Annotated in this window: 12 protein-coding genes; 2 read left to right on the top strand and 10 right to left on the bottom strand. The window is 73.5% G+C overall.

Features of this window, described 5'->3' with window-relative positions:
• Positions 1 to 142: 142 nt before the first annotated feature.
• Positions 143 to 2,023, bottom strand: coding sequence for an aspartate--tRNA ligase (aspS, locus tag RT054_RS11350; protein ID WP_312720906.1), 1,881 nt, complete (start codon positions 2,021 to 2,023; stop codon positions 143 to 145).
• 132 nt (positions 2,024 to 2,155) lie between these two features.
• Positions 2,156 to 2,869, bottom strand: a complete 714-nt coding sequence (locus RT054_RS11345) for a VOC family protein (protein WP_312720905.1) — start codon at positions 2,867 to 2,869, stop codon at positions 2,156 to 2,158.
• A gap of 90 nt (positions 2,870 to 2,959) precedes the next feature.
• On the opposite strand from RT054_RS11345, the gene RT054_RS11340 reads away from it, so the two are divergent.
• The gene (locus RT054_RS11340; protein WP_312720904.1) at positions 2,960 to 4,144 is read left to right on the top strand and encodes an aminotransferase class I/II-fold pyridoxal phosphate-dependent enzyme; all 1,185 of its coding nucleotides are present in this window, start codon (positions 2,960 to 2,962) and stop codon (positions 4,142 to 4,144) included.
• Positions 4,145 to 4,251: 107 nt separating this feature from the next.
• On the opposite strand, the gene RT054_RS11335 is transcribed toward RT054_RS11340, so the two are convergent.
• The 8 genes from RT054_RS11335 to RT054_RS11300 all read right to left on the bottom strand — a co-directional run bounded on the left by RT054_RS11335 (position 4,252) and on the right by RT054_RS11300 (position 13,279).
• Positions 4,252 to 4,923, bottom strand: coding sequence for an NUDIX hydrolase (locus RT054_RS11335; protein ID WP_313023662.1), 672 nt, complete (start codon positions 4,921 to 4,923; stop codon positions 4,252 to 4,254).
• Positions 4,920 to 6,593, bottom strand: a complete 1,674-nt coding sequence (locus RT054_RS11330; protein WP_312720902.1) for a CTP synthase — start codon at positions 6,591 to 6,593, stop codon at positions 4,920 to 4,922. The genes RT054_RS11335 and RT054_RS11330 overlap by 4 nt, the downstream gene beginning before the upstream one ends.
• A gap of 11 nt (positions 6,594 to 6,604) precedes the next feature.
• Positions 6,605 to 8,341 (bottom strand): DNA repair protein RecN, encoded by a 1,737-nt coding sequence (gene recN / locus RT054_RS11325; RefSeq protein WP_313023661.1) that lies wholly within the window; start codon positions 8,339 to 8,341, stop codon positions 6,605 to 6,607.
• A 44-nt stretch (positions 8,342 to 8,385) separates the two neighbouring features.
• On the bottom strand, positions 8,386 to 8,970 hold the full coding sequence (locus RT054_RS11320; RefSeq protein ID WP_313023659.1) for a pyridoxamine 5'-phosphate oxidase family protein: 585 nt from the start codon (positions 8,968 to 8,970) through the stop codon (positions 8,386 to 8,388).
• 49 nt (positions 8,971 to 9,019) lie between these two features.
• Complete coding sequence (locus RT054_RS11315; protein ID WP_312720897.1) at positions 9,020 to 10,006, bottom strand: NAD kinase; 987 nt, start codon at positions 10,004 to 10,006, stop codon at positions 9,020 to 9,022.
• On the bottom strand, positions 10,007 to 10,804 hold the full coding sequence (locus RT054_RS11310) for a TlyA family RNA methyltransferase (RefSeq protein WP_313023658.1): 798 nt from the start codon (positions 10,802 to 10,804) through the stop codon (positions 10,007 to 10,009). It lies immediately after the preceding gene.
• A 340-nt stretch (positions 10,805 to 11,144) separates the two neighbouring features.
• Positions 11,145 to 12,182: an HAD-IIA family hydrolase gene (locus RT054_RS11305; protein WP_313023657.1), complete on the bottom strand. Its 1,038-nt coding sequence runs from the start codon at positions 12,180 to 12,182 to the stop codon at positions 11,145 to 11,147.
• Complete coding sequence (locus tag RT054_RS11300) at positions 12,179 to 13,279, bottom strand: tetratricopeptide repeat protein (protein WP_313023656.1); 1,101 nt, start codon at positions 13,277 to 13,279, stop codon at positions 12,179 to 12,181. Before RT054_RS11300 ends, RT054_RS11305 begins: the two co-directional genes overlap by 4 nt.
• Between RT054_RS11300 and RT054_RS11295 the strand changes: the two genes are divergently transcribed.
• Entirely contained in the window at positions 13,244 to 13,915 is a 672-nt protein-coding gene (locus tag RT054_RS11295; RefSeq protein WP_313023655.1) for a hypothetical protein, read from the top strand. The genes RT054_RS11300 and RT054_RS11295 overlap by 36 nt on opposite strands.
• The last annotated feature ends 179 nt before the right edge of the window (positions 13,916 to 14,094 follow it).

Genomic DNA, 14,094 nt, shown 5'->3' with positions numbered 1-14,094 from the left:
CGACCGTGTGCCTCCACCCGACCACCGCCACCAGGGGTATGCGGCACCCGGCGCATCCGGCACGGACGACGGCGCCGGGGAAGCAGATTCCCCGGCGCCGTCGCGCCGCGCGTCGAGACCCCCTCGCCGGAGACCGCGAGGGTCAGCTCTGCGTGGGTGCCACGGCGGAGGTGTCCTGGGCGGCGGCCTCCGTCGCTCCCGCGCCCTGCGCGCCGCCGCTCTTGCCGCCCTCGCCGTCGGCGTCACGCTTCTTGGGCTTGGCGTCGATGCCGGCCTCACGACGCTGCTGCAGGGTGATCGGCGCCGGCGCGTCGGTGAGCGGGTCGTAACCGCCGCCGGACTTGGGGAACGCGATGACGTCGCGGATCGACTCGTAGCCACCGAGCAGCATGACGATGCGGTCCCAGCCGAACGCGATACCGCCGTGCGGCGGGGCGCCGAACTTGAACGCGTCGAGGAGGAACCCGAACTTGCCCTGCGCCTCCTCCTGGGTGAGACCCATGACGGCGAACACGCGCTCCTGCACGTCGCGGCGGTGGATACGGATCGACCCGCCCCCGATCTCGTTGCCGTTGCAGACCATGTCGTAGGCGTAGGCGAGCGCCTCGCCGGGGTTCTCATCGAAGGTGTCGAGGAACTCGGGCTTGGGCGAGGTGAACGCGTGGTGCACCGCGGTCCAGGCCCCGGAGCCGACGGCGACGTCACCGGCGGCCGTCGCGTCGTCGGCGGGCTCGAACAGGGGCGCGTCGACGACCCAGAGGAAGCTCCAGGCGTTCTCGTCGATGAGGCCGCACCGACGGGCGATCTCCTGTCGCGCCGCACCGAGGAGGGCGCGACCCGCCTTGGGGGTGTCGGCGGCGAAGAAGATGCAGTCGCCGGGCTTGGCGCCGGTGTGCCCGGGCAGCGCCGCGAGTTCGGCCTCGGAGAGGTTCTTGGCCACCGGTCCGGCGAGCGTGCCGTCCTCGCCCACCGTGATGTACGCGAGGCCCTTGGCGCCGCGCTGCTTGGCCCACTCCTGCCACGCGTCGAACTGCCGACGCGGCTGGCTGCCACCGCCGGGCATGACGACCGCGCCGACGTAGGGAGCCTGGAACACCCGGAAGCTCGTGTCCGCGAACAGCTCCGTGCACTCGACGAGCTCGACCTCGAACCGGAGGTCGGGCTTGTCGGAGCCGTAACGCCGCATCGCCTCCGCGTAGGTCATCCGCGGGAACGGCGTCGGCAGATCGACGTCGATGAGCGACCAGATCTCGCGGATCACGGCCTCACCGAGCTCCATGACGTCGTCCTGGGTGACGAAGCTCATCTCGATGTCGAGCTGGGTGAACTCCGGCTGGCGGTCGGCACGGAAGTCCTCGTCGCGGTAACAGCGCGCGATCTGGTAGTACCGCTCCATGCCCGCGACCATGAGCAGCTGCTTGAACAGCTGCGGGCTCTGCGGCAGGGCGTACCACGAGCCCGGCGAGAGGCGCGCCGGCACGAGGAAGTCACGAGCACCCTCGGGGGTGGAACGGGTGAGGGTCGGAGTCTCGATCTCGACGAAGTCGCGGGCCTCGAGCACGCGGCGCGCGGCCGAGCTCACCTTCGACCGCAGGCGGACCGCGTGGCCCGCGTTGTGCGCACCCGGTCGGCGCAGGTCGAGGTAGCGGTGCTTGAGGCGCGCCTCCTCGCCGACGGTGACCCGCTCGTCGATCTGGAACGGCAGCGGCGCGGCCTCGGAGAGCACCTCGATCTCGGCCGCGACGACGTCGATCTCACCGGTGGGCAGATTCGGGTTGACGTCCTTGGGGTCGCGGGGCGCGACCTCGCCGGTCACCTTGACGCAGTACTCGTTGCGCAGGTCGTGGGCCGAACCCGTGAGGACCTCGTCGCGGGCGACGACCTGGACCGTGCCGGAGGAGTCCCGCAGGTCGATGAACGCCACGCCTCCGTGATCACGCCGCCTCGCCACCCAACCGGTGAGGGTGACGGTCGTTCCGGTGTCGGTCGCCCGGAGGGTTCCGGCGGTGTGGGTACGCAGCACGAGGTATTCCTTTCTCGCCCCCGCATAGACGGTGCGGGAGGCCGGTGGGGTCACGCCGCACACGCGCGGCGCCCCACCATCGTACGGAGTCGACGCCGGGCGCCTCGACCGCATCGCCGCGCGCCGGTGTCCTCAGGACGCCGAGGGCGGGAGGATGCAGAACTCGTTGCCCGAGGGGTCCTCGAGGATCGTCCACGGCACGTCCCACTCGTGGTCGACCTCCCAGGCGCCGAGGGTGAGGGCGAGGGAGGTCGCCTCCCCGAGGGTCATGCCCTCGGGCGTGCGGACGTCGAGGTGGAGGTGGTTCTTCCTCGTCTTGGGTTCGAGCTCGGGGCAGAACTCCAACCGCGGCCCTCGTCCGCTCGGGTGGCGCAGTGAGGGGACGGCCCCGTCGCACCCCTCCCAGCCGGTCAGGGCGCCCCAGAAGCGCGCGTCACGGTCGGGGTCGGCGGAGTCCATGGGCACCCCGGCGAGCGGCCCGGCGTCGGCGTACTCGGGGCGGAACTCGAGCACGCAGAACGGATTTCCCTCCGGGTCGGCGAGCACCGTCCACGGCACCCGGCCCTGCCCGATGTCGACGGGGCGCGCACCGAGGCCGCACAGCCGCTCGACCACGGCCTCCTTGTCGGCGCCGCCGGTGAGGTCGAGGTGGGCCCGGGGAGCCGAGTTGTCGATGCCGGTGACACGTGGGAGGCACAGGTCGATCTCGGGCCCTGCGGGCACGTCGAGGCGCAGCTCGACGAGCTCCGGCGTCCACGTGAGGGTCTGCGCCCCGACCGCGTCGCGCCAGAAGGCTCCGAGCACGGCGGGCTCGGCAGCGTCGATGACGATGTTCTCCAACCGCATGCCTCCATCATCCCGAAGCGAATTCGCCCGACCTCGGCGGGGTGCCGCCCCCCGGGACGATCGTCGGTGCGGGTGGGGCAGGATGCCGTCATGGATTCCACCGACTTCACCGCACGCCTGGACGCGATCACCGTCGACGAGCTGCGTGCCGGTGGCGGCTCGAAGTGGAGCCGCCACCCCGGGACCCTCGGGGCGTGGATCGCCGAGATGGACTTCGGCATCGCGCCGCCGATCACACAGGCCCTCGCCGCGCACGTCGCGTCCGGCCAGTTCGGGTACACGACGAACGAGGACAAGGCCGGGCTCGCCCGCGCCTACGCCCAGTTCGCACGTCGTCGGTACGGGTGGGACGTCGACCCCGCGTGGGTGCGCCCGGCGCCCGACGTCCTCGCGGTGCTCGGCGGGATGCTCGACCACTTCACCTCCCCCGGCGACAAGGTCGTCCTCCCCACCCCCGCCTACATGCCGTTCCTCACCCTGCCCGGCCTCCACGACCGCGAGATCATCCAGGTGCCCATGCAGCGCACCGACGACGGTGGCCCCCACCCGCGGTGGACCTTCGACCTCGAGGGCCTCGCCGCCGCTTTCGAGGCGGGGGGGAAGGTGCTCATCCTCTGCAACCCCGTCAACCCCCTCGGCCAGGTCCTCACCGCCGGGGAGATGCTCGAGGTCGCCGACGTCGTCGACGCCGCGGGGGCGCTCGTGTTCTCCGACGAGATCCACGCGCCCGTCGTGTACCGGGAACACCGGCACACGCCCTACGCGACGCTCGACGCCCGCACCGCCGCCCACTCGATCACCGCGACGTCGGCCTCCAAGGGGTTCAACCTGCCCGGTCTCAAGTGCGCGCAGGCCGTGCTCACCAACCCCGAGCACCGGCAGCGCTGGGCGCAGCGGTGCTGGGCCGTGGAGGAGGGCGCCTCCCGCCTCGGCTACACCGCCGCGATCGCGGCCTACGACGAGGGCGAGCCGTGGCTGGAGCAGGTCCTCGGCTACCTCGACCGCAATCGCACCGCCCTCACCGACCTCACGGCCGAGCACCTCCCCGAAGCGGGCTACACCGCCCCGGAGGGCACCTACCTCACCCTGCTCCACCTGCCCCGACTCGGCGCCGACCCCGCCGCGGTCCTGCGCGAGGAGGCCGGCGTCTTCCTCACCCCCGGCACCGCACTCGGCCAGGGCGGCGAGGGCTTCGTCCGCCTCAACTTCGCCACCCCCCTGCCCATCCTCACCGACATCGTCGAGCGCATCGGTGCGGTCGTCCGGGCCCACTGAGGAGCCCGGGTTTCACGATCGCAGACAAGGATGTGGCGTCGTGGTCGCGATCACGACCCCGTGACCGCTTCCTCGGCTGCGACGTCGGGTCGGGGCCCGGAGGCGGGTCAGCGGTGGGCCGGGTGCGCGGGCCAGGGGGCATCCGGGTCGCGGAGCGTGACCCAGCCCGCCTCCTTGGCGCCGCGGGCGGCCAGGATCCCGATCACCGCGGTCGCGTTGCCGATCCGCCCGGCGAGGACGGCGGCGAAGGCCTCGTCGAGGTCGACCCAGGCCGCGGTCATCTCGGCCTCCTCGGCCTCGCGGGTGTGCCGGTCGGCCTCCGCGACCTCCGCGAGGTCGCGGGCGAGGTACACGCGGATGGCCTCCGACATCGCCCCCGGTGAGGGGTGGAAGTCGGCGAGCACGTTCCACGTGCGGGCGGTGAGATCGACCTCCTCGGCGAGCTCCCGCTGCGCAGCGGCGAGCGGGGGCTCCCCCTCCTTGTCGAGCAGACCTGCGGGGATCTCCCACTCCGTCGCGCCGATGGGGTGGCGGTACTGCCGGATGAGCGCGACCTGCGACGCCCCCTCCACGCCCGGCGTGTCGCGGACGGCCACGATGGCGACGGCGCCGGTGTGCTCGACGAAGTCGCGGCGCACCGTCCCCGAGCCGAGGTCGACGGTGTCGCGGCGGACATCCCAGATCAGGCCCTCGTACACGGTCTCGCTCGCCGTGACCGGGCGCGGGGTCCGGTCGTCGGCGAGCTCGACCCCGCGGACGACGGGTGCCTCCAGACTCACGCGCTCGCCTCCGCGGTCGATCCCTCGCCCGAGCGACGCTCGAGCGAGGCTGCGACGAGCCCCGCGAACAGCGGGTGCGCACGGTGGGGCCGGGAGCGGAACTCCGGGTGGGCCTGGGTGGAGACGTAGTAGGGGTGCACGTCGGCCGGCAGCTCGACGAACTCGACGAGGCGACCGTCGGGCGAGGTGCCGCTGAACCGCAGCCCGGCCTCGGCGAGGCGGTCGCGGTAGTCGTTGTTGACCTCGTAGCGATGGCGGTGCCGTTCGCTGACCTCGGTCGCGCCGTACGCGGCCGCGACGACGGAGTCCTCGGCGAGCGTCGCCGGGTAGGCCCCGAGGCGCATCGTGCCGCCGAGGTCGCCGGCGCCGTCGACGAACGACTTCTGCTCGGCCATCGTCGCGATGACGGCGGCCGGGGTGTCGGGATCGAACTCCGAGGACGACGCCCCGTCGATGCCCGCCACCTCGCGCGCGTACTCGATGACCATGCACTGCAGTCCGAGGCAGATTCCCAGCGTGGGAACGAGGTTCGTACGGGCCCACGTGAGCGCGCCGAGCTTGCCCTCGATGCCGCGCACACCGAACCCGCCGGGCACGAGCACCCCGTCGACGCCGCCGAGGGCCTTCTGCGCCCCCTCGGGGGTCCGGCACTCGTCGGAGGCGACCCAGCGGATCCGCACCCGGGCGTCCTGCGAGAAGCCGCCTGCCCGCAGCGCCTCGGTGACGGACAGGTAGGCGTCGGGCAGGTCGACGTACTTGCCGACGAGCGCGATCTCGACCTCGTGCGCGGGCGCGTGGACCCGCTCGAGCAGCTTGTCCCAGCCGCTCCAGTCGACGTCGCGGAACGAGAGGCCGAGGCGCCGGACGACGTAGGCGTCGAGTCCCTCGCCGTGGATGACCTTGGGGATGTCGTAGATGCTCGGCGCATCGACGCAGGCGATCGTGCCGTCGGTGTCGACGTCGCAGGCGAGCGCGATCTTGCGCTTGAGCGCCGCCGGGATCTCACGGTCGGCGCGCAGCACGATCGCGTCGGGCTGGATACCGACCTGTCGCAGCGCCGCCACGGAGTGCTGCGTCGGCTTGGTCTTGAGCTCACCGCTGGGGGCGAGGTAGGGCACGAGCGAGACGTGGAGGAAGAAGACGTTGTCGCGGCCGAGGTCGTGGCGCACCTGGCGGGCCGCCTCGAGGAAGGGCAGCGATTCGATGTCGCCGACCGTGCCACCGATCTCGGTGATGATGATGTCCGGCGCGGCACCGACGCCGCCCTCACCGCCGGCCTGCTCGCGCATCCGTTCCTTGATCTCGTTGGTGATGTGCGGGATGACCTGGACGGTGTCGCCGAGGTACTCACCGCGGCGTTCCTTGGCGATGACCCGGCTGTAGATCTGCCCGGTCGTGACGTTCGCCTGCGCCGAGAGCGGGACGTCGAGGAAGCGCTCGTAATGGCCGATGTCGAGGTCGGTCTCGGCGCCGTCGTCGGTGACGAAGACCTCCCCGTGCTGGAACGGGTTCATCGTGCCGGGATCGACGTTGAGATAGGGATCGAGCTTCTGCATCGTCACGCGCAGGCCGCGTGCGCGCAGAAGGAGTCCGAGGCTGGAGGCCGTGAGGCCCTTGCCGAGCGAGGAGGCGACGCCTCCGGTCACGAAGATGTGCTTGGTATCCACCACGGGCTTCGATGCTACCGCGTGCCGCGGCGTGCCGTGACCAGGAGCTCGCGGGCGTGGCCGAGCGCCGCCTCGGTGTCGTCGACGCCGGCCATCATGCGCGCGATCTCGCGTTCGCGTTCCTCCCCCGTGACGGCGACGACGTCGCTCTCGGTGACGTGCCCGTCGTCGGTCTTGCGGACGACGAGGTGGTGATCGGCGTGGGCGGCGACCTGGGCGAGGTGGGTGACGACGATGACCTGGGCGTGCTCGGCGAGGGCGGCGAGTCGGCTGCCGACCGCGAGGGCCGCGCGTCCGCCGATGCCGGCGTCGACCTCGTCGAAGACATAGGTGGGCACGGCGGATCCGCCCGCCCCGGCGATGACCACCTCGAGCGCGAGCATGACCCGGGAGAGCTCACCCCCGGAGGCGGCCTTGGCCACGGTGCGGGTCGGCAGCCCCGGCCCGGAGGCCATGCGGATGTCGACGTCGTCGGCCCCGGTCGTGCCGAGCGGCGGGTGGGTGTCGTCACCGGGGATGGGCCCGCTCCTGCGGGGTTCGACGAGGCACTCGACGACGGCCTTGCCCATGGCGAGGTGGGCCAGTTCTCCGGTGACGGCCTCGGCGAGCCGGGTCGCCGCGGCCGTCCGCGCCCGGGTGAGCATGTCGGCGGACTGCCGAAGTGTGGCGAGCATCTCCTCGACCTCGCCCTCGAGGCCGGCCGCGCGTTCGTGGGCGCCCTCGAGGTCGTCGAGGCGCGCCGCGGCCCGTTGCCCCCAGGCGAGGGCCGCGTCGACGGAGTCCCCGTAGGCGCGGGTCAGTCGCCCGAGGTCGGCACGACGGTTCTCGACCTCCGCGAGTCGCCCGGGGTCGACCTCGAGCCCGGCGAGGTAGGCGGACAGGTCGCTCGCGCACTCGGAGGTGAGGGTCGCGACCTCGGCGAGCCGCTCCTCGATGGCGGCGAGCTCCTCGTCGTGCGCACCGGCGCCGGTGAGCGCCGCGCGGGCCTGGGCGAGCAGGTCGGCGACCGAGGCCGCGAGCTCGGCGGAGGTGTCGTCGCCGACGAGGGCGCTCTGGGCGACGCCGGCGGCCGTGCGCAGCCCGTCGACATGGGAGAGACGCTCGGACTCGGCCGCGAGTGCGAGGTCCTCCCCCGGTTGCGGGTCGAGTCGTTCGAGGTCGGCGAGACCGGCACGGAGGGCGTCGGCCTCGCTCGTGCGACGTTCGTCGAGCTCGCGCAGGTGCGCCAGCTCGGCGCGGGCGTCGGTGTAGCGCGTGTAGGCCTCGCGGTAGGCGCGGACGAGGGGGGCGATCGCCGGGTCGGACTCGTCGAGCATGACCCGGTGCTCCTCGGGGCTGCGCAACCGCCACTGGTCGGCCTGGCCGTGGACGACGACGAGCATCTCGCCCAGTTCACCGAGGACCCCGACGGGGGCCGTGCGCCCGCCGACGTGGGCGCGTGAGCGTCCTTGTGCGGCCACCGTGCGCACGAGCACGAGTTCTCCGTCCTCGTCCTCGGCCCCCGCGTCCGCCGCGCGCAGGAGTGCCGGGTGCGCGGCGGGAAGGTCGAGCACTCCCTCGACGACGGCGTCCTTGGCGCCGGAGCGCACGAGCGTGGCGTCCGCGCGAGACCCGAGCAGCAACCCCAGCCCGGAGACGACCATCGTCTTGCCCGCGCCGGTCTCCCCGGTGAGGACGTTGAGGCCGGGGGTGAGGTCGAGCACAGCGTCGTCGATGACGCCGAGACGTCGCAGACGCAGTCGAGTGAGCATGGCCGCAGCCTACGAGCCGTCACCGACGACCCGTGGGCGCCCTCTCAGCCGGCGGCTCGCGAGACCTCCACCGACCAGCCGGTCGGCGAGTCCTGATCGAGCGCCGCACGCGTGTAGACGATGCGCAGGTGGTTGCGGTCGGGTGAGCCCTGCCAGAATTCGACCCGGTCGGGCCGCAGGCGCCACACCCGCCAGTCCCCCGGGGCGACGAGCGCGCGGGCCGCCGGGCTGCGCCCCGCGAGATCGGCCTCGGTCTCCTCCCGGGTCGCCTCCTCGACCGGTCCGCGGACGCGGATCGCCCGGGCCTGCGGCGTCCAGTAGAGGTTCATCGCGGCGGCCGGGCGGTCGGCGAGCTGATCGGCCTTTCGGGACGACCCCGTGCCGGAGAACGCCCATCCCCGCTCGTCGAGGTCCTTGAGGAGCAGCGTGCGCGCATCAGGAACGCCGTCGGCATCGACGGTCGCGAGGGTCACGGCGATGGGCTCGATCACCTCGGCCGCGACCGCGTCCTCGATCCACGCGTGCGCGAGGTCCTCGGGGCGGTCCGGCAGCGCGTCGAGGTCGATGTCCGGCGCGGTGCCGGTGAGGGTGGGGATGCGGCGGAGGCGCGCGGCGGACTCAGTGCTCACCGCCCCAGCCTGCCACGCTCCGGGCCACGCCGACCCGTGATCGGGTGGGTCAGCCGCGCGAGGCCGGCGGCCGGCGACGGCCCCCGCGCCACCCGTCGACCGGGAGGTGGAACTTGTGCACGAGACGGTCGGCGAACGGCTCGTCGCCGAGCCGCGCGAGGCGCACGGGGCGGGTTCCGCGGGAGACCTCGACGCGTGCCCCCTCGGGCAGCTCGAGCGGCCGGGCGCCGTCGCACCACATGACCCCGCGGCCCATGTTCGCGGGGACGAGCTCGACGCCCACCGTCGTCTGCGGACCGACGACCAGCGGCCGGGCGAACAACGCGTGCGCGGAGATCGGCACGAGGAGCATCGCCTGCACACCGGGCCAGACGATCGGCCCGCCAGCGGAGAAGGCGTAGGCCGTCGACCCGCTCGGGGTGGAGACGATGACGCCGTCGCACCCCCACGTCGAGATCGGCCGGCCGTCGACCTCGAGGGTGAGCTCGAGCATCCGTTCCCGTTCGGCCTTCTCGACCGTGACCTCGTTGAGTGCCCAACTGCGCGCGAGGCATTCGCTGCCCTCGTACGCGGCGACATCGAGGGTCATCCGCTCCTCGACGCGGTAGTCACGGTCGGCGATGCGCTCGACGGTGACCGACAGGTCCTCCTGTTCGGCCTCGGCGAGGAACCCGACATGGCCGAAGTTCACCCCGAGGAGGGGGATGTCGGCGGCGCGGGCGGCCTCGGCGGCGCGCAGGATCGTGCCGTCCCCGCCGAGGGCGCAGACGAGTTCGCACCCGTCCGCCGGGTTGTCGGGGTCGGCGAGGGCGACGCGCCCCCGCAGCTCCGACAGGACGGCCTCGTCGGGCTCGTCGGGCTCGTCGGGGCGGGCGTCGAGGCCGGGGTGCCACGCCGCGAGGGTGGGATCGGTGGCCATGAGCACGGGCTGGATCCCGACCTCGCGCAGGCGGTCGGCGACGAGGCCGATGATCCGCAGGAGGTCGGGCCGACCCGGGCGGCCGGGACGGGCGTACAGGAGGACTCGCCTGGTCACCTAGAGCTCCTCGTCGATGAGTTCGTCTGCGCGGGTGAGGATCTCCTCGGGGCGGAGGGGCGGACCGCCCACCCACAGCAGGTACTCGCGGTTGCCGGTCGTGCCCGGTGTGGGGCTCGCGACCAGGCCCGACGGCACCAGACCGGCGCCGCGGAGCGTCTCGCTCACCGCAACGACGGCCTCGCGCCGGTCGGCGGCTGAACGCACCACGCCGGCCTTGCCGAGTCGGTGCCGCCCGACCTCGAACTGCGGTTTGACGAGGAGCACGGCGTTCCCGTCCTCCACGAGGAGCGAGCGGAGCACCTCGGCGACGAGGCGCAGCGAGATGAAGCTGAGGTCCGCCACGAGGACGTCGCACGGCGGCAGGTCCTGCGTCGTCACCTCTCGGATGTTGACCCCGGAGCGGTCCTCGACGCGCGGGTCCGAACGCAGTTCCTCGGCGAGTTGATCGTGGCCGACGTCGACCGCGACGACATGCGCGGCGCCGTACGCGAGGAGGACCTGGGTGAACCCGCCGGTGGAGGCCCCGACGTCGATGCATCGGGCACCGGGGATCCTCGCGGCGACCTCGGGGAACGCCTCGAGCGCACCCACCAGCTTGAGCGCAGCGCGTCCCACCCAGCGGCCGGCGTCCGGCGACGCGACCTCGACGACGCTCGTCTCGGAGACGGGGGCGGCCGGCCGGCGCGCCACCCGCCCGTCGACGGTGACCGACCCACCCGCGACGAGGTCACGGGCCTGACCACGAGACCTCGCGAGGCCCGCCTCGACGAGGTGGACGTCCAGCCGGGTACTCACCGTCCCCCCGCATGGCCGAGTCGGTTGCGCAGGTGCTGGTGGGTGTCCTCGGCGGCGGCGATGACCGCGTCGAGGTCGGCGGGGTCGAGACGCTGCAACCGCGCCACGGCCTCCTGCAGCTCACGGCCGTCCGGCGTGCCCGGGGGCGTCGGAACGGGAGACGCGGGGGGTGTGGTGGTGGGTGGCGAGGCCGTGGGCATCGACGGTGTGCCGGACGGGGCGGAGGAGGAGCCCGCGGGTGTCGCGGGTCCCCTCGGGGGCTGACCCGGAGGGGGTCCCGGGCGGGGGGCCGTACCTCCGGCGGAGCCGGGCGTGGGAGGACTGGGCGGTGTCGGAGTGCTCATCGTTCTCCGTCGGTGATCCAGGTGTCGACGTCGGGCCAGGAGGGCAGGTCGCGACCGGCGTCGAGGCAGGCGTGGCCGGCCGCGACGAGGGCCCGGAGCCGTTCGGAGGCGGTGCCCCGATCCCCGAGCTCGATGCCGGCTCCGAGGCGCACGCGGGCGGTCCCGCACGTCACGGTGACCTCCCCGGCCTCGTCGTCGAAGACGGCCTCGGGAGTGACGTAGTCCTCGTGCAGGCCCCGCAGGTCCTCCGCGAGAAACGTCGGCCGGGACTCCGGCGGGGCGAGGGTCACGGTGCGCGCGGAGTCGACACCGGTGAGGACGAACAGGCTGTCCATGCCCGTCGCGGTCGCGCCTTCGATGTCGGTGTCGAGACGATCACCGACCGCGAGGGTCTCCGCCGCGTCGCAGCCGAGGAGCTCGGCACACAGCAGGTACAACGGCGGATGCGGCTTGCCGACCACCTCGGGGTCGACCCCGACGGCGTGACGGACGGCGCCCACGAGCGTGCCGTTCCCGGGTGCGATCCCACGGCCGGTGGGGATCGTGAGGTCGGTGTTCGTCGCGACCCACCGGGCTCCGGCGGCGATCGTGTACGCCGCCTCGGCCAGATCGGTCCACGCCACCTGCGGCCCGTACCCCTGGAGCACGGCGACGGGGGTGGGGCCGTTCCCCTCCGCGGCGTCCGTCGGGCGGACGACCCGGAGTCCGGCCCGCCGGAGCGCCACGGCGACGCCCTCGCCACCGACCGCGAGCACGGGCGAACCGCCGGGCAGGTCGGTCGCGAGGCGTTGTGCGCCGGCCATGGCGCTCGTGACGACGTCCTCCTCCCGGAGGTCGACGCCGAGCTCGGCGAGGTGTCGGTGCACCTCCTGCGGGGTGCGGGAGGCGTTGTTCGTCGCGAACACGACCCCCCGCTCCGCCGTCCGGGCCGCGTTGAGCGACGCCACCGCGTGCGGGATCGCCTTCGGCCCGCTGTAGACGACGCCGTCGAGATCGCACACGAGGCCTCGGTACCGCTCGACGAGGAGGCTCATCGGTCGTCGGTCCCGGCGGTCCCGAGGCCACGGCCCTCGGGCGACCCGCCCCCCTCGGTGCTCTCGAGGGCCGTCGTGCTCTCGACGTGCACGCCGCTTCCGCCCTCCTCCGCGTCGAGGTCGGTGTCCCCGGCCTCGACAGCGGGGGTCCCGTGCCGCGTCTCGGCGGCGGCGTCATCGTCGTCGGCCTCGACGGGGTCGCCGGCGGTGACGTCGCCGCGGGCGGGGCGTGCCGTGGCGTCGGCGTCCCCACCGGCGGGGCCGGAGACCTCGTGCCCGGTTCCCGCATCGTGGCCCGTCGCACCGGGCTCCTGCGCCACGGCGTCGGATCCGGCCACGGGCCTGCTCCTGTCGGCGTCGCTCTCCGGGTCCGGGTCCACGGGGTCCCCGCCTCGGCCGTCCGGCTCGCCCTCGGTGTCCTCGCCGCCGAGGGGCTCGGCATCGACGTCGTCGATGTCGTCGACGTCGTCGTCTTCCTCGGCGTCGTCCATGAGGTCGAGCAGGACCGTGCCGTCGAGCTCGTCGAGACGCTCCCAGGCGTCCGTCTGGAGGTCGGCGTCCACCTCGGCGGCGGCCTGGAACCACTGACGGGCGTCATCGGTGCGGCCGAGCTCGAGCAGCGCGTCGGCGTACGCGTAGTACAGCCGGGGCGCCCACGGCTCGGGGCGGCCCGGGACGAGGTGACGTCCCTCGAGTTCCCGCAGCGCCTCCTCGGACTGGCCGAGATCCCGGCGGATTCCGGAGGTGACGATCGCCACCTCGATGCGCTCGGCGGCGGGCAGGGTGTCCACCTCCGGCGATGTCGCGAGTTCGAGGGCCTTCTCGGTGCGGCCCAGGGCCCGTTCGCAGTCGATCATGAACGGCAGCAGGTGCTGTGAGCCCGACAGCCGCCGGGCGGTGCGGAACTCCTGCAGCGCCAGGTGCCAGTCGCCCTCGTGGTAGGCGACCATCCCGCGGGCCTCGCGGACCGAGGGCACCCGCCCGGCCCGTCGCACCGCTGCATCCGCGTGTGCCCGGGCGAGCTCGATGTCCTCGTCGAGGAGCCGCGCCACCATGATGAGGTGCTGGCCGACGCCCTGGGCGTTCTCCTTGCTCAATGTGCGGAGCTCGGCCTTGACGGCCCTGTCGATCTCGAGACCGGTCACGTCCTCGGGGATCTCCAGCTCGACGCGCGGCGCGACGTCGCGGCGGTCGATCCGGCGCGGACCGGGACCCCGTCCCTCGCGCTCGTCACGGTCACCCCGTGGGCGGTCGCCATGCCCGCGGCCGTCGTCCCGGCGTCCGTCACGTCCGGAGTCTCGCCGGGATCCCCAACGGTCATCGGACCGGACGCCCCCGCGATCGTCCCGTCGATCATCCCGGCGGTCGTCTCGCCCTCGACCGCCGCCCGCTCCACGACGTCGCTCATCACCGTCGCGTCGATCATCCCGGCCCCACGAGCCCCTGTCGTCACGACGGGGGCGCCCGCCACGATCGTCCCGCCACCGACCAGAGGCAGCGGTGCCTTCCCCCCGCGCTCCCGGCACGTCCCGGTCCTCGCGAGGGCGGCCGCGGTCGTCGCGTGGCGAGAAGGCCCGGCGGTCACGGTCGTCGTCCCGCCGACGCTCGCCGAACCCACGGCTCGGGCCTCCGGAACGTCCACCACGGTCGTCCCGGCCGGCGTCACGCCCACGTCCCTCACGGCTGCGGTCGTCGGCCCGCCAGGGAGCACCCCGACGGTCGTCACCTCGTGAGTAGGTGGCCCGGTCGTCACGGCCCCGTTCGCCGCGCCCCTCACGCCTGCCATCCCCCGTCCGATCGTCGCGCGCACGGTAGCCGCCCCGGTCCCGGTCGCGGTCGTCCCGTCGCCCGTAACCGCCGCGGTCCTGACCCCGGTCGCGGTCATCCCGTCGCCCGTAGCCCCCGCGGTCCT

The sequence above is a fragment of the Mobilicoccus sp. genome (genome assembly GCF_032060985.1).
Classification (GTDB): Bacteria; Actinomycetota; Actinomycetes; order Actinomycetales; family Dermatophilaceae; genus Mobilicoccus.
Note: the sequence above shows the minus strand (reverse complement) of the source record. Positions and strands in the feature narration are given on the sequence as shown.

Coding starts and splice junctions, on each gene's coding strand:
- RT054_RS11340 (WP_312720904.1), top strand. CDS start 2,960: ATGGATTCCACCGACTTCACCGCACGCCTGGACGCGATCACCGTCGAC.
- RT054_RS11345 (WP_312720905.1), bottom strand. CDS start 2,869: ATGCGGTTGGAGAACATCGTCATCGACGCTGCCGAGCCCGCCGTGCTC.
- RT054_RS11305 (WP_313023657.1), bottom strand. CDS start 12,182: ATGAGCCTCCTCGTCGAGCGGTACCGAGGCCTCGTGTGCGATCTCGAC.
- recN (WP_313023661.1), bottom strand. CDS start 8,341: ATGCTCACTCGACTGCGTCTGCGACGTCTCGGCGTCATCGACGACGCT.